Source organism: Tenacibaculum sp. MAR_2009_124, assembly GCF_900105455.1.
Lineage (GTDB): Bacteria > Bacteroidota > Bacteroidia > Flavobacteriales > Flavobacteriaceae > Polaribacter.
On the sequence record NZ_FNSF01000007.1, the window covers coordinates 632864 to 648303 of the forward strand.

A 15440-nucleotide genomic window follows, 5' to 3' on the forward strand; every position below is an offset into this window, starting at 1 on the left:
AACAGTGAGAAAAATATACCTACTACTATGTGTTCAACTATTAATCTCTTGTGATTTAATTACGTTTAAGACGCAAAATATTCAGCAAGAAAAACCTATCGCTACAGTGTATAACAAACATTTATATAGAAAGGATATAATAGATTTGTTACCGAAAAAAATGTCTAAAGAAGACAGTACCGTTGTGGTAAAAGGATTGATTAATACATGGGCTAAACAGCAACTTTTTTTGATTAAGGCAGAAGAAAATATTTCAGAAGTAAATAGTATTGAAATCGAAAAACTAGTGAATGATTATAAGTCTAGTTTGTATATCAATAATTACAAAGAAAGACTTATCAAACAAAAGCTTGATACCATAGTTTCTGATGTTCAGGTTGCAGCCTATTATGAAAGCAATAAAAGTAATTTTCGCTTGAATGATGAATTGGTTCAATTTGATTATATCCATTTTGGAAACGAACATCTTGAAAAAGACGATATCATTAAAAGTTTTAAATCAAACAAAGAAGAAGATAGAGAATCCTTAGAAAGACATCTATTAAGTTTGAAATCATATCGACTTCAAGATTCAACTTGGGTAACTCTTAACTTTTTAAAAGGAAAAATACCTCCCTTGGGTATAGAATCTAAAGAAAATCTGTTAAAAATATCAAAATTCATACAAAAAGAAGATAGTTTAGGAGTATATTTGGTGTCGGTAAAAAATATTTTGCAAAAGAGTAACATTGCTCCATTGAGTCATGTAACTGAAAGAATTAAGCAAATTATTTTACATAAGAGAAAACGAGAATTAATTAGAGAGATTGAAAAAACGCTGATAAATGATGCTATTCAAAATAAAAACTTTAAAGAATATTAGCCTTTTAGCAATAGTACTATTTGCTATAACAACAAATGCTCAAAAAGCAAAAATAGACGGTGTTGCTGTAGTGGTTGGTAAAAATATTGTACTTAATTCTGATATTGATAAATTTAAAAAAGAAGTTGAACTCCGAAGTGAAGGAAAAGTGACAATTTCTGATTGTGAGATGTTGGAGGAGTTGATGAATCAGAAGTTATTAGCACATCATGCTATTGTTGATAGTGTTACAGTATCTCAAGGAGAAATTGATAATAAAGTAAACAGAAGTGTCGCTTTTTTTGTAAATGAATATGGTAGTGAAGAAAAAGTTGTTGAAGCATATGGATTCAATGATATTCAAGACCTTAGAAAAGAGTTAGAAAAAGTACAAAAAGAAAATGCACTTATAGAAAAGGAGCAACAGAAGATAACTGAGGTTGTAGATGTAACTCCAGAAGAAGTAAGAGTATATTTCAATGGATTAAAGAATAAAGAAGAATTACCAGAAATTCCTGCAGAGGTTGAATTAGCACAGCTTGTGTTGAATGCTGAGCCAACTAAAGAGGAAGGAGAAAGAGTGATTGATAAATTAAATAAAATTAGAGAAGACATAATGAACGGATCTAGTTTTAGTTTGAAAGCAATTATTAATTCAGAAGATCCAAGTGTTGCTGAAAATAAAGGTAACTTAGGAGTTATTACCAAAGAAACTCCTTTCATTAAGGAATTTAAAGAAGCTGCGTTTTCATTGGATGAAGGTCAAATTTCAGAGCCAATTAAAACGGATTTCGGTTACCATATTATTAAGTTACACAAAATTAGAGGTAATGGAAGAGAAGTTTCTCACATTTTAATGCAACCTGAAATATCTGACGATAAGTTAAAAGAAACGAAGGAAGACATTGAAAAGATTATTAAGGAAGTTAAAGATGGTACAATAACTTTTGAAGAAGCTGTAAGAAAGTATTCTGAAGATAAAGACACTAAGTTAAGTGGCGGTTTAATAATGAATCCTTATACAGGTGAACCTGTTTTTGAATTGACAAGGCTACCACCAGATTTATTTGGTAGAATTAGTGAGTTAGATGAGGGCGATATGACTGATGTGTTTTATGATGAAACTCGTGAAGGAGAGAAAATGTATAAGGTAGTTTTTATTCGACACAAAACAAATACTCATAAAGCTGATATTGTTGAAGATTATGTAAGAATGCAGCAGTTTGCTTTAGAAAAAAAGAAAGAAGAAACCTTAGAAAAATGGTCAAAGGATAAAATTCAAGAAACTTACATTAAACTAAGTGGAGACCATAAAAAATGCACTTTCAAAAAAGATTGGAAAAAAGAAAATAAGTAAAAAATTAAAACTATAATCCGTTTAGAAACTATGAATAAATATTGTTTTTAAACGGATTTTTTAAATCCTCTTATCACAATGTCTGACGTTACAGCCGTAAATAATCTCGTAAATAAGTATAAAGAATTACAGGACCAAATAGGTAAAGTAATAATTGGTCAAAGAGAAGCCGTTGATTTTACGCTTCTATCTATATTTTGTGGAGGCCATTCACTTTTAATAGGTGTTCCTGGATTAGCGAAAACACTTTTGGTAAATACAGTTTCGGAAGCTTTAGGTTTAAACTTTAAGAGAATTCAGTTTACCCCCGATTTAATGCCTTCTGACATTCTTGGAAGTGAAATATTAGATGAGACTCGTCAATTTAAATTTATAAAAGGACCTATATTTTCTAATATTATTTTAGCAGACGAGATCAACCGTACACCTCCAAAAACACAGGCGGCGTTACTTGAGGCAATGCAAGAAAGATCAGTTACAGTGGCAGGACGTCATTATAAATTGGAATTACCTTTTTTTGTTTTAGCAACGCAAAACCCAATAGAGCAAGAGGGAACATATCCGTTACCAGAAGCACAGTTAGATAGGTTTATGTTTTCAATTAATCTTGAGTACCCTTCTTTTGAAGAAGAGGTAGAAGTCGTAAAAAGTACGACTTCTATTTTGAATCAGAAGGTGAATGCTGTTTTCTCAGCCAAGGAAATTATAGAAATACAAAATCTAATACGTAAAATTCCAGTAGCTGATAATGTTATTGAATATGCCGTTGATTTGGTGGGGAAAACAAGGCCAAATTCAGAAAGAGCAACGGATTATGTAAAGCAATACATTGATTGGGGAGCTGGACCAAGAGCTTCACAAAATTTAATTCTTGGTGCTAAAGCTCATGCTGCTGTAAACGGAAAATATTCACCTGATATAGAAGACGTGCAAGCAATAGCAATACCAATATTATCGCATAGGGTGGTTAAAAATTATAAAGCAGAAGCAGAAGGGATCACAATAAGTCAAATTATAAAATCATTATTCTAAGTTTCTGATTACATAAATAATAAAAAAGTGAGGTGGTAAATAATACAAATTTACCGCCTCATTTTCTTTTTCAATGAATTTGAAAATAGTGTACTTTTAAGCGTTTAAAACTATACAATTCCATGTTGTACCAGAATATCAAAATCGATACTAATAAAGCGGAACAAATACTTTTTGAAGAGTTTAACATTGAAGGAACAGCGAGAGAACTCCCAGGGGAAGTTGATTTTAATTTTAAGATATCGACATCAAGTAAAAAATATATTTTAAAAATTTCTCGTCCTGATGAAAGACTAGACTATTTGAAGTATCAACAAGCTTTATTGAAATATGTAGAAGGTTCTGAAAACAATTTACCAAAAGTAATTGCGGATGTTAAAGGAAATGCAATAAGTAATGTTATTGATGATGAAGGAAATATAAGATATGTTCGACTTTTGAGTTGGGTAGATGGAAGGTTATGGAGTATGGTAAATCCTATTTCAAATGAATTAAGATTTTCTTTGGGGGTACATGCAGGGAAGTTAACGAAACTACTTCAAGGATTTGATCATAAAGAAGCGTATAGGGAGTTTCATTGGGATATTGCCCAAGGGAGTTGGACATTTGATCATATTCATTTATTCTCAGACGAAAAAAAAACGATTTTAAGATACTTTCAAGAACGATTTAAGGAAAACTACGATGAATACAGTAAACTACGAAAATCAGTAGTTCACAATGACGCTAACGATAACAATGTTGTTGTCTCTAAAAATTTAATAAAGCCAGAAGTGGAAGCAATTATTGATTTTGGAGATGCTGTTCATACCCCAATTATTAATGATGTTGCCATAACCTGTGCCTATGCAATAATGGGATTTAATAATCCTTTGGAAGCGGCATTATCGATTGTTAAAGGGTATCACAAAGAGTTTTCTCTTAACGAGAAAGAGCTTGGTTTTTTGTTTGATGCTATAGCAATGCGCTTAGTAATATCGGTAACAAAGTCAGCAATTAACAAGTTGAAAGAACCCGATAATGAATATTTACTGATATCTGAAAAACCAGCATGGGAGGTTCTCAAAAAATGGAAGAAGATTTCTACTGAATATGCACATTATGCTTTTCGAAATGCTTGTGGTTTTTCTGGACATCCTAATGAAACTAAGGTTAAAGATTGGTTGAGTGAACAACAAGTGGATATTTCAACTATTTTTCCGACAATTGAATCAAAGGGCTTTTTTCCTTTAAATTTAGGTATCGACAGTTTATGGCTTGGGAATTATAGTAAGTTTAATGATTTAGATGTATTCGATTTTAAAATTAACCAGTTACAAAAGGAACATCCTAATAAAATGATAGCGGGTGGTTATTTAGAACCTCGAGCGTTATATACTTCCAATGATTATGAAACCATAGGGAATTATGGGAGAGAGAGTCGAACTATTCATTTGGGAATTGATTTTTGGGTTCCGGTTGATACGCCTGTTTATCTGCCGTTTGAAGGTGAAGTTGTTACGGTGGCTGATAATAATAAGTACAAGGAGTATGGAGGTTTAATTATAGTAAAACATCAAGCAAACGGTATTACATTTTATACACTTTACGGTCACCTATCTTTAAAAAGTTTAGCGCTGGTTAAGGTGGGAAGTAAATTGGCTAAAGGAAGTTGTATTGGGTTTATTGGTAATAGGGAGGAAAATGGGAGCTGGTCTCCACATTTGCATTTTCAAATAATGTTATCAATGTTAAATTTTGTTGATGACTTTCCAGGAGTTGCAATTCATTCAGAAATTGATGTTTGGAAAAGTATGTGTCCTGATCCAAATTTGTTGTTTAAGTCCGAAAGATTAAGGCAAACTTATGCATCAAATAAAGAAGATATTCGAACTTATAGAAAAAATCACTTAGGAAAGAGTTTGAGCTTACAGTATAAAAAACCGCTGAAAATTGTTCGAGGGCAAGGAGTGTATTTAATAGATGAGTTTGGAAATAGATATTTGGATACCGTAAATAATGTGGCTCATGTAGGGCACGAGCATCCAAAAGTAGTGGAAGCTGGTCAGGAGCAAATGGCTGTTTTAAATACCAATTCACGATACCTTCATGAAAATATAAATGAGTTCGCCAAAGAATTGATAGATACATTACCTCCTCAATTAAATGTGATACATTTTGTTAATTCAGGTTCGGAAGCTAATGAATTAGCTATACGAATGGCGAAAGCTAATACGAATCAAAAGGATATTATAGCTTCTGAAGTTGGATATCATGGTAATTCAAATATGTGTATAGATATATCATCGTATAAATTTGACGGTAAAGGCGGAACTGGGGCTCCTGAGTTTACACATATAATTCCTTTACCTGATACTTTTAGAGGAAAATATACAAGTAGTAATGCTTCCGAGCAATATGTGAATGAAGTAAAGAAAAAACTTGAACTTATTAAAGATAAAGGTAGAAACGTTGGAGCATTTATCATTGAACCAATCATTTCTTGTGGAGGCCAGGTTGAATTACCTGATGGTTTTTTAACAGAGGTTTATGAACTTGTAAGAAAGGAAGGCGGACTTTGTATTTCTGATGAAGTACAAACAGGTTGTGGTCGAATGGGAAAAACGTTCTGGGGGTTTCAATTACATAATGTAATTCCAGATATTGTAAGCATTGGAAAACCACTAGGAAATGGCCATCCTTTAGCTGCTGTTGCTTGTACACAAGAAGTAGCCAATAACTTTGCTAATGGAATGGAGTACTTCAATACATTTGGAGGAAATCCGGTTTCATGTGCTATTGGAGCTTCTGTTTTAAAAGTAGTTAGAGAAGAAAAACTTCAAGAGAATGCATTAAAGGTTGGTGAGTATTTGAAAAGTGGATTAAATAGGTTGGCTAAAGAATTTCCAATAATTGGAGATGTAAGAGGAGAAGGTCTTTTTTTAGGTTTTGAGTTGGTTACAGAAGATAAAGATCCACTTTCTGAAAAAGCTTCTTATTTAGCTAATAGAATGAAGGATTTTAAGATATTAATGAGTACTGACGGACTCGACAATAATGTTTTAAAGATTAAACCTCCTATGGTATTTTCAAAAACTAATGCAGATGAACTTTTGTTCTTTTTAGAGAAAATTTTTAAAGAAGATTTTATGAATTCATAGTACGTTTTATCGATGATTTTTTCTGTTAGCTCATGTTTTAATTAGTTTGTTTTATTTTAAATTCATTACTGATTGAGGAAAATATACAATTTTATGTGTCGTTTCACTATTAATAAAATAGGAGTTAAGCCCTAATTTTGTAATCGGAATAAGAAAAGTTATATCATTTGTAATTTTAAGCTGAAAACTTTTAAACTTAAAGAAAGTTTAAACTAGAAGAAAAATCATGAAAGCAAAGGGCGCACAATTAGCGACATTTGGAGGGGGCTGCTTTTGGTGTATTGAAGTTATATTTCAACAACTAAAAGGAGTATTGAAGGTAACCTCTGGTTATTCTGGTGGAAATGTTCCCGGTACTCCTACATACCGTGAAGTCAGTTCTGGAAAAACAGGGCATGCGGAAGTGATTCAAATTTTGTTCGATACTGATACTATTACCTATGAAGAGTTGCTGCTTATTTTTATGACACACCATGATGCTACAACGGAGAATACAGTTGATATTGAATATGGAAGTCAATATCGTTCTGTAATTTTTTATCATACCAGCGAACAACAAGAAATTGCAGAAAAAATACTGGCTCAATTGAAACCTAATTTTGATAAAGAAATTACTACGGAAGTTGTTGAGTTTAGCCTGTTTTTTGAAGCGGAAGAATATCATCAGGATTATTATGTGAACAATAAAGAGGCTCCGTATTGTAAAGCAATCATAACTCCTAAATTAGAAATGTTCAGGAAACTTTATAAGGAAAAAGTCAAGCAGTAGAAAGTATCACGCAATACTTTTAAATAAAAATAGAAATCAAGAATAGTTAAAAGAAAGGAATATAATGAGTATTACGGATAATTCAAGTATTAAAGCGCTTATTAGCTTATTTATAATCAAGTAAATGCAAACATTATTGCACTGGGAGATCGTGCGATTCCTCATTTACAAGATGCTTTTGAAATATGTAAAAATGAGATAGAAAAAGAAAGGATCTCAAAAATTTTAAATAAGTTAAAAATTGAAAGTTTAGAGGAGAGTTTAAATGCTTGGGCAAACGATCATACAGATAATCTTTTAAATGGTTTAATTGCTATTGCGAGGTATGGAAATCCGATACTAAATGAAGGAGAATTAGAAAGCCTGATAAACGAAATTATAGACGAACTTAAACCTATAATTAAGGATGAAACTCCAGAAGAAATTGTTCATTTATTAAATCAAGTAATTTTATATGATCATGGATTTAATGGTAATATTCGAAACTATTCAAGTATTAATAATTCCTTTATTGATAGAGTTTTTCAAGACAAAGTAAGTAATCCCATTGGGCTATCTGCAATTTATCTGATTGTAGCTGAAGCTTTAAATATTCCTTTAATAGGAATTAACTCACCAGGACATTTTGTATTGGGATATGTTGATAGAGATTATTCACGGGAAAACCTAGAAGACGGTAGCGTTATTGAAAATGTAGAATTCTACGTGGATCCTTTTAATAATGGTAAAATTATTCAAACCGACAATTTTGATCATTGGTTAAAGGAAATACCATTTGATCTTAATGAGAAACAATACTTACCTGCAACAAATGTTGATATTGTAAGAAGAGTTATGAATAACCTGATTCATTCTATTTTTACTTCAGGGGAAAAAGAGACGGCGAAACAGTTATTGCGAATCAATGAAAATATTTAAACGAGTTCACATAGTATAGAGTATTGAAAACGAACCCAAATACACAAAATATAGAACTAGGAAAAGTTTCCTGGCATAGAGATTATAATTTAGCTCTTAATGAAGCCAAGAAATTGAATAAACCAATATTTATACTTTTTCAAGAAGTACCAGGATGTCGCACTTGTGTTAATTTTGGTATAGACGCTTTAAGTCATCCTTTAATGGTTGAGCTTATAGAAAGTAAATTTGTACCCCTAGCTATTTTTAATAATATCAAAGGGAAAGATAGGGAAGTACTAGAGTATTATGGTGAGGCAACTTGGAATAACCCAGTCGTTCGAATTGTGAATACAAATGGTAAGGATATTGTTGAAAAACTTTCGAACAATTATAATCCGCTATCGTTGTATAATAAAATGGAAATGGTTTTACTTCAATTAGGTTCTCAAATACTTCCTTTTATGAAAATTGTTGAAGATGAACTTATTTTAAATTATGGAAATATTGGAGAGGTTATTTATGAAACACCTTGCTTTTGGTCAGGAGAAACCTCTTTGATTCAATATAATGGAGTTCTAACAACAGAAGCGGGCTGGGTAGGTTATAAAGAAGTGGTTAAAGTTCAGTTTAATAAAGAACTAACTTCGTTAGAGAAGTTAAATGAATATGCTTTAGATCAAGGCTTTTATCTAATTGATTCAGTCGAAAATTATAGAATTGATAAAACTCCCCAATATTATATTAGTAAAAGTAACTATAAATATTTGCCATTAAGTCCGGTGCAGAGAGCTAGAATTAATAAGGCGATTCCTTATAAGGATAATCCCAGTCAATATTTAAGTTCAAAACAATTAGATATTTATAAAAATATAAGTAACACTAATAAACTAGGAGAAGACATCTATAAGCAACCGCTAGAAAAAAGTTGGAATCACATCAAATTCTAAAAAGAAAAACAGCGTATTTAAATCGGATAGATAGAAATAAATTGAAATTGAATAGGCCAATAATCCTATTCAATTTCAATGATTATTAGTATTTTAGATAAATACTTTTTGAAAACCTTACTACAACAACTTAACTAAAGTAACAGAATAGCTGTATTCACCGAAAACTAGACCGATGAACCAAAAACTTAAATCTAAGAAAATGCTTTTTTTATATGTATTCGTAGTATTAATTAGTATACCGTTATTGGCATATTTTTTTAACCACTATAACTTCAATAAAAATCAAAAAGTTTATAAAAAAGAATATAGAAAAGAATCGAGTCATAATGAATTACCAACATTTAAATCGCTCGAATTAGAAGGGCATCAGTTTTTTCCAGGAAAAACAACAATGCCTTTTATGGATATAAAAGTATTTAATCCTTTTAATGATGATAGAGTTGGTTTGTTTGTCACAGGAGGAGAAAATCAAAAGAATAAGGTCTATCTATATCAAAATGAAAAGTTTAATAATATCGCTGAACTTATAAATATAGAAGGTTTTAACGAAGCGGCATATTCTATGGTTTTTGTCGATATTGATAACGATGGATTAAAAGAAATTGTTATAGGTTACCAATCTGGGATTTATAGTTATAAGTTTAATACAGAAAAACAATCATATCAAGAACCAGTTAAAATCTCTAACATTCCAGAAGGGAGTATTCCTCATGATATTAGCTTTGCCGATACGCGTAAATCTGGAGTTACCGATTTATTTGTCTGCACTTTTGTTGATTTTGCGCATTTTACTTCAGCTACTTACCATGATAATACGAATAAAAGACCTAATATATTTTTAAAAAATAATGGAGATGGCACTTTTGTAAATATGACCAAAGAAGCGAATTTAGAGTTCATTGAAAATACGTATTTGTCCAAATTTGTTGATATTAATAATAACGGTTTTCCTGATTTGGTTGTCGCTCCTAATACGAACATTGGATTGATTTATGAGAATTTAGGAGACGGAACATTTAAAAAACATCAACTACCTATCAATTATGGTTTTTGGATGGGACTTAGTGTTGATAAAATAACCAGAGAAGGTAATAAGTATTATATCCTTATGAGTAATGTTGGAAATAGTTTTCCAGTGTTTTTGTTAAGGGGAGATTTGGAGAAGCATGAGGTATTTCAAAAAGATTACGTTCTATTAGAACAAGTAAATGGCTTTGAATTTAAAGATGTAACTAGACAAAAGAATCTTTATTCTAATGTATTTGGTTGGGGAGTAGCTTTTTCAGACTTAAATAATAATGGAAGAAAAGATGCAATAATAACAGAGAACTATATAAAATTTCCATTAAAATATCATAAACATTTTCCTTCCAAAGGAAAGGCGTTTATGCAGTTGAAAAACGGAACTTTCGCACCTTTTCAAAATGAAATGAAGTTGATAAATCCTAATTTTGGATATAGAGTAATAACACATGATTTTACTGGAAATGGCTATGAAGATGTTGTTATTGGAAATGTAGATGGGCCCGTGAAAGTATTTTTTAATAAGGGAGTGATGAACAAAATTTGAGCACATAAATGAGAGCTAAAAAATTTAATAGATTCGTAACTAATTTTCTATTTATTATTGTAATTATGATAACCTCGAATAATCAAGCACAAGAAAGAAATAATTGGGTGCCTAAAAATTATACCATTACAGGAATCTGGAATTTTTCAATAAAAAGTAATGTTAAGTACCTTGTATTTGGTGAGGATTTTAAAACAAATAGGGGGCCTGATGTAAAGGTGTATTTATCAAAAAAACGTATAGAAGACATTGATAAACGAGAATCGGTAGATGAAGGAGGTGTTTTTCTAGGAGAGATTAAATTTTCAGGGAGTCAAGAGTTCAAAATACCTGAAAGTATTAATTTAAAAGAATACAAAAGTATTGTAGTTCACTGTCAAAAGTACTCAGCTGTTTGGGGAGGAAGCAATATTGATTAGGTTGGAAGTGTTACTATAGTCCAAAGGAATATTTATTTGGATTATATTTGTGAAATAACCGTATTTCTTAAAAACAGGAACCATGATTAATAATCTGAAACTTTTTGTAATCACCTTTATTGCATTCTTTTTTATATCTCTTAATGGTAATGCACAAAAATCAAAAGACGATGTTGAAAAAAAAGAAATAATAGCAATAATGAAAGCCCAAGAAAAGGCTTGGTCGGAAAATAATCTAAAAGGTTTCATGGCTGGTTATTGGAAGAGTGATTCTCTGAAGTTTTATGGAAGGAATGGTGTTACAAAAGGATGGGCAAAAACCTTAGCCAATTATGAAAAAGGATATCCAACGAAGGAACATACAGGTAATTTAAAATTTAAAATAAATGATATTTCCAAAATAAATGATGGAGCTTATTTTGTAATGGGAGAGTATTATCTTACTAGAAAAGCTGGGAATGCAAATGGTGTTTTCATGATTATCTTCAAAAAGATTAATGGAAAATGGAAGATTATAGCGGATACTTCTTGTTAATTAAATTTAAGAATTTATTATTTGTTGACCTATGAGAAAAGCTGAAATTGCTTTGAAGAATATTTTAACTGAAGATAGAATAAACGAATTTTTATCTATAGGTGTTTCAGTAAAAATTCCTAAAGGAGAATATTATATAAGGGAAGGAGAAACTCCAAAGAAATTAGGATTTCTTTTGTCAGGACTATTTAGGTATGTTTATATCAACGGAGAAGGGAAAGAATATACCAAAGGGTTGGTTCAAGAAAGGAATTTCCTCACTTCATATTCTGCAATGATAAAAGAAACGCCTTCGCATTTTTTTGTAGAAGCTCTTGAAGATGCTGAAATATTTACAATTAGTTATGAAAAATGGAAGGCATTATTGAATTCTGATAATTTTTGGTATAAATTTTTAGTTTCGTTTGTTGAAGAAGGATTTGTAATAAAAGAAAAGCGAGAAAGAGATTTATTATTACTCAATGCAGAGACTCGATATAAAGATTTCTTAGATGCTTTTCCTGAAATTGAAAATAGAATCAGTCAAACAATTATTGCTTCATATTTGGGGATACAACCGGAATCTTTGAGTCGTATTAGAAAAAAAATGAACACTTAACATAGGTCAATGCTGGGGTGAAAACCAAAATATACTTTTGAAATTGAATTTTAAAAGTAGTATTATGGATTTAACAAACAACACAATTTTAATTACTGGTGGAAGCTCAGGAATCGGGTTAGAGTTAAGTAGAGAGCTGGTAAAAAGGAATAATGAAGTAATTATATGTGGACGCTCACTAGAAAAACTACAAAAGGCGAAAGAACGAATTCCAAAGTTACATATTTTTCAATGTGATATCGCATCATCTGAGCAGTGCAAAGAATTAATAAATAAGGTGGTTCAATTGTTTCCTCGACTAAACGTTTTAATTAACAATGCAGCTATTGTTCATAAAACAAGTTTTACTGATACGGAAGGAATTGTATCGATGGGAGAGAAAGAAATGGCTATTAATTTAATGGCTCCTATTCGTTTTAGTAGTTTGTTAGTTGATCATTTTACAGCAAAGAAAAATGCTACTATAATTAATGTTACCTCAGGATTGGTATATACGCCTAGAATCGATTACCCATTTTACAATGCAACAAAAGCAGGTTTACACTCATTTACAATGGTTTTAAGATTACAACTAGCGCCTAGACGCATAAAAGTTACTGAAGTAATGTTTCCAGCAGTAGATACCCCATGGCACAAAGGAAAACCTCCAAAAATTGTAATCTCTGTTGAAAAAGCAGTATCTGAAATGCTAAAAGGTCTAGAGCAAGGTACATGTGAAATTCGTATTGGAGGGGCAAAGCTGCTGTATTTTTTATCTCGATTTGTTCCAAATTACGCTTTCAAATTAGTTAATAATCTGAAGGATAGGTAAAATGATTTATTGAATTAACTTATATAGTAATTAATGTTTGCAACATTGTTGGTACGATATCGTTATTGGTTTGATTAATTTAAATGATATAATATGTTTGTAAACAAAGGGTCAGTTAGAGCATTTTTAAAAGAAAAATATTTCAAGCAATTGTTAGTTGTTTTTGCCATATTCAGTTTGGTGAGTTGCTCAAATAAAAGAAAGAGTAATAAAGTAACTATTTATGGTAAGGTTGATTTTGAATATAGTCAAGACACGCTTTATATTGAAAATTATACACAAGAGTATAAACATCTTAACCCAATGATACTCAAAGTTCCTTTAAATGAAAATAAGGAGTTTAATTTTAGTTTTACTAAAAATGATGCAGAATACTATAGAATTTATCGAAACTTTCTTTATTTATCTCCAGGTGATTCAATTTACATAGAATTAAGCAATGATAGAAGTAAGACAAGTTTTAACGGAGTTGGAAAAGAAGCAAATAACTACTTATTAACTCTTCCATATCCTAAGGGAGGTTCATTTGTTGGTGATATCAAAGACGAGCTCGAAGAATTGAGCGAAGAAAAATTCGTTGAAAAAATGGATAAATTCTTGAATGAAAGAGAAGCGAATTTAAAATCATTGGAGAATGTCGATGATAATTTTATAGCATTGGAAAGAAGAAGACTAGTATTTGAATATATTAACTCATTGGTAAAAAGTTCTAGATATCCATTTAAATGGCTTGGTAAAGAAGAAGGAAGTAAACTTTCACATTTAGAAGAGAATAATGTAAATAAGATCGTTGATTTATTAAAATCCATTGATTTTAATAACGAAGATAATCTACAGCTAGAGGTTTTTCAAAACACTTTGGAGTTATTAAATGATACTCAGTTTATGGAGAAACATTCATTTAGTAATTTGAGTAGCAATCTAAAAGAGTATTTAAAGGTTAAGAGTTTATTGGATTTGTTGTATGAAGAAGGAATTTCAAAGAATTTCTATAAAACGTATGATGAAGAGAAAGAAAGTTTAAAAGCTTCGAAATATTTTTCTTCAGTTGTTAATTTGTTAGATGAGTATAAGATTGTAGAAAGAGGGTCTCCAGCTTCTGAAATTGAGTTTACAACTTTGGCAAATGAGAAAGTAAAATTAAGTGAATTTAAAGGAAAAGTAGTTCTTTTAGATCTCTGGGCAACCTGGTGTGTTCCTTGCCTGCAAGAAAAACCTTTTTATGAGAAACTAGCAGAAAAGTATAAAAATAATACTTCTGTCGTGTTTTTATCCGTTTCTATTGATTCAGAAAATATATGGAAAAATTACATAAAAAAGAAAGAGAAATATACTTGTGAAGAGCTACAAGTTGATAGAGAGCGATTGGAAAAGTATTTTGTCGCATCGATACCTCGTTTTTTCGTAATAGATAAAGATCAAAATATTGTAGATGTATACGCTCCTTTGCCTTCTTCTGGCGAATTTGAAGAGCTGTTTCAAAAGTATCTTTAATTTTTATTAGATTTTAAAACTTTATTCATCTTATATTGATGTAAATTTGTGCCCGCTTTAAACAGAGTAAGGCACAAATTTTTTTATACGAGAAATTGGTTTTTGAACTAATATCTCGGAAAGAAATCACTATAGATTATAATTTTTTTTAAATGAAGACAGTAGAAATAGTTCTATTAATTATTACTTATACTTTATTAATTGTAGCCCTGTTTTTACAATTGATTTGTTATAAGAGGAAAATAGAAACCATAGAAACTGTATACTTCACAATTTCATTACTATTATTGATTCTTTCTATTACAGCTGATACAGTTTTTATACCATTTTCTAAAGATATGGGAACAAGTATACCAACAATGTTATCCATGGTTTTAATAGCCGTTACAACGCCATTACAGGTTATTTCAGAAAGAAAGTTGAAAGTGCCAACAAAAGCTAAAAAAAGTCTCTTTATTATAGCAGGAACCTTAATATGTTTCACTGTAGCAAAAAACTTTCTAAATTTTTTAGTTTTTGTAGAGTATTTGATAGCCGTTTTTCTTGGAGTTTCTATTATTGTATCGATGATTATAATTCAGAAAACTATTCCAAAGACCATCACAGCTAGTACTGCGAAAATAGAGCGATTTTTGACCTACGGGTTTATAATGGTTATCTCTACTTCTTTACTTACAAATTACGTTTCAGAATTAAATAACATAAACCTTAAAATGGGGTTTCTATTGCCGCTAATATTTATGTTACTTGCCATTAGTAAAATTTGGGACGATCTTGAAAGGTTAGCGTTATTCAAAGCTAAAGAAATAAGTGCTGCTCATAATATCAATAACTATTCGTTCACTAAAAGAGAGAAAGAAATAGCAGAATTACTAATCAACGGAATGACCTATAAGCAAATTTCGGAAGAGCTATTTATTTCTATTCCAACAGTAAAAACACATGTTTCCAATGTGTATAAAAAATGTCAGGTGAAAAGTAAATTTGAATTAATAAAACTACTTTCTATTTAGCTTGTAAAGCA

Annotated in this window: 14 protein-coding genes; all 14 read left to right on the top strand. The window is 30.7% G+C overall.

Annotated features, from left to right (window positions below; translation table 11 throughout):
- Positions 1–4 precede the first annotated feature (4 nt).
- The 14 genes from BLW23_RS19690 (at position 5) to BLW23_RS19755 (ending at position 15429) form a co-directional block, all read left to right on the top strand.
- Positions 5–862 carry a hypothetical protein gene (locus BLW23_RS19690; protein WP_093673098.1) on the top strand — a complete coding sequence of 286 codons (858 nt, stop codon included), beginning with the start codon at positions 5–7 and terminating at the stop codon, positions 860–862.
- Entirely contained in the window at positions 825–2198 is a 1374-nt protein-coding gene (locus BLW23_RS19695; RefSeq protein ID WP_255362842.1) for a peptidylprolyl isomerase, read from the top strand. Before BLW23_RS19690 ends, BLW23_RS19695 begins: the two co-directional genes overlap by 38 nt.
- 78 nt (positions 2199–2276) lie before the next feature.
- The gene (locus tag BLW23_RS19700; protein WP_093673102.1) at positions 2277–3230 is read left to right on the top strand and encodes an AAA family ATPase; all 954 of its coding nucleotides are present in this window, start codon (positions 2277–2279) and stop codon (positions 3228–3230) included.
- A 122-nt stretch (positions 3231–3352) separates the two neighbouring features.
- Positions 3353–6370 carry an aminotransferase class III-fold pyridoxal phosphate-dependent enzyme gene (locus tag BLW23_RS19705; RefSeq protein ID WP_093673104.1) on the top strand — a complete coding sequence of 1006 codons (3018 nt, stop codon included), beginning with the start codon at positions 3353–3355 and terminating at the stop codon, positions 6368–6370.
- Positions 6371–6596: 226 nt separating this feature from the next.
- Positions 6597–7139 carry a peptide-methionine (S)-S-oxide reductase MsrA gene (msrA, locus tag BLW23_RS19710; RefSeq protein WP_093673106.1) on the top strand — a complete coding sequence of 181 codons (543 nt, stop codon included), beginning with the start codon at positions 6597–6599 and terminating at the stop codon, positions 7137–7139.
- A gap of 366 nt (positions 7140–7505) precedes the next feature.
- Positions 7506–8057 (top strand): transglutaminase-like domain-containing protein, encoded by a 552-nt coding sequence (locus BLW23_RS19715; RefSeq protein ID WP_317039337.1) that lies wholly within the window; start codon positions 7506–7508, stop codon positions 8055–8057.
- 23 nt (positions 8058–8080) lie between these two features.
- Positions 8081–8986: a VPGUxxT family thioredoxin-like (seleno)protein, type 2 gene (locus tag BLW23_RS19720; RefSeq protein WP_093673110.1), complete on the top strand. Its 906-nt coding sequence runs from the start codon at positions 8081–8083 to the stop codon at positions 8984–8986.
- Between the two features lie 175 nt (positions 8987–9161).
- Positions 9162–10559, top strand: coding sequence for an FG-GAP repeat domain-containing protein (locus BLW23_RS19725; protein ID WP_093673113.1), 1398 nt, complete (start codon positions 9162–9164; stop codon positions 10557–10559).
- A gap of 8 nt (positions 10560–10567) precedes the next feature.
- Positions 10568–10978, top strand: a complete 411-nt coding sequence (locus BLW23_RS19730) for a DM13 domain-containing protein (RefSeq protein ID WP_093673115.1) — start codon at positions 10568–10570, stop codon at positions 10976–10978.
- Between the two features lie 82 nt (positions 10979–11060).
- Positions 11061–11513 (top strand): YybH family protein, encoded by a 453-nt coding sequence (locus BLW23_RS19735; RefSeq protein ID WP_143032234.1) that lies wholly within the window; start codon positions 11061–11063, stop codon positions 11511–11513.
- A gap of 31 nt (positions 11514–11544) precedes the next feature.
- Complete coding sequence (locus BLW23_RS19740) at positions 11545–12111, top strand: Crp/Fnr family transcriptional regulator (protein WP_093673117.1); 567 nt, start codon at positions 11545–11547, stop codon at positions 12109–12111.
- A gap of 64 nt (positions 12112–12175) precedes the next feature.
- Complete coding sequence (locus BLW23_RS19745; RefSeq protein ID WP_093673119.1) at positions 12176–12922, top strand: SDR family oxidoreductase; 747 nt, start codon at positions 12176–12178, stop codon at positions 12920–12922.
- 93 nt (positions 12923–13015) lie between these two features.
- The gene (locus BLW23_RS19750) at positions 13016–14416 is read left to right on the top strand and encodes a TlpA family protein disulfide reductase (protein ID WP_093673121.1); all 1401 of its coding nucleotides are present in this window, start codon (positions 13016–13018) and stop codon (positions 14414–14416) included.
- A 152-nt stretch (positions 14417–14568) separates the two neighbouring features.
- On the top strand, positions 14569–15429 hold the full coding sequence (locus BLW23_RS19755; protein WP_093673123.1) for a helix-turn-helix transcriptional regulator: 861 nt from the start codon (positions 14569–14571) through the stop codon (positions 15427–15429).
- The last annotated feature ends 11 nt before the right edge of the window (positions 15430–15440 follow it).

What these genes read in the sequence shown, in the direction of transcription:
- BLW23_RS19695 (WP_255362842.1), top strand. Translation starts at nt 825, where the DNA reads ATGATGCTATTCAAAATAAAAACTTTAAAGAATATTAGCCTTTTAGCA.
- BLW23_RS19700 (WP_093673102.1), top strand. Translation starts at nt 2,277, where the DNA reads ATGTCTGACGTTACAGCCGTAAATAATCTCGTAAATAAGTATAAAGAA.
- BLW23_RS19705 (WP_093673104.1), top strand. Translation starts at nt 3,353, where the DNA reads ATGTTGTACCAGAATATCAAAATCGATACTAATAAAGCGGAACAAATA.
- msrA (WP_093673106.1), top strand. Translation starts at nt 6,597, where the DNA reads ATGAAAGCAAAGGGCGCACAATTAGCGACATTTGGAGGGGGCTGCTTT.
- BLW23_RS19725 (WP_093673113.1), top strand. Translation starts at nt 9,162, where the DNA reads ATGAACCAAAAACTTAAATCTAAGAAAATGCTTTTTTTATATGTATTC.
- BLW23_RS19730 (WP_093673115.1), top strand. Translation starts at nt 10,568, where the DNA reads ATGAGAGCTAAAAAATTTAATAGATTCGTAACTAATTTTCTATTTATT.
- BLW23_RS19735 (WP_143032234.1), top strand. Translation starts at nt 11,061, where the DNA reads ATGATTAATAATCTGAAACTTTTTGTAATCACCTTTATTGCATTCTTT.
- BLW23_RS19740 (WP_093673117.1), top strand. Translation starts at nt 11,545, where the DNA reads ATGAGAAAAGCTGAAATTGCTTTGAAGAATATTTTAACTGAAGATAGA.
- BLW23_RS19745 (WP_093673119.1), top strand. Translation starts at nt 12,176, where the DNA reads ATGGATTTAACAAACAACACAATTTTAATTACTGGTGGAAGCTCAGGA.
- BLW23_RS19750 (WP_093673121.1), top strand. Translation starts at nt 13,016, where the DNA reads ATGTTTGTAAACAAAGGGTCAGTTAGAGCATTTTTAAAAGAAAAATAT.
- BLW23_RS19755 (WP_093673123.1), top strand. Translation starts at nt 14,569, where the DNA reads ATGAAGACAGTAGAAATAGTTCTATTAATTATTACTTATACTTTATTA.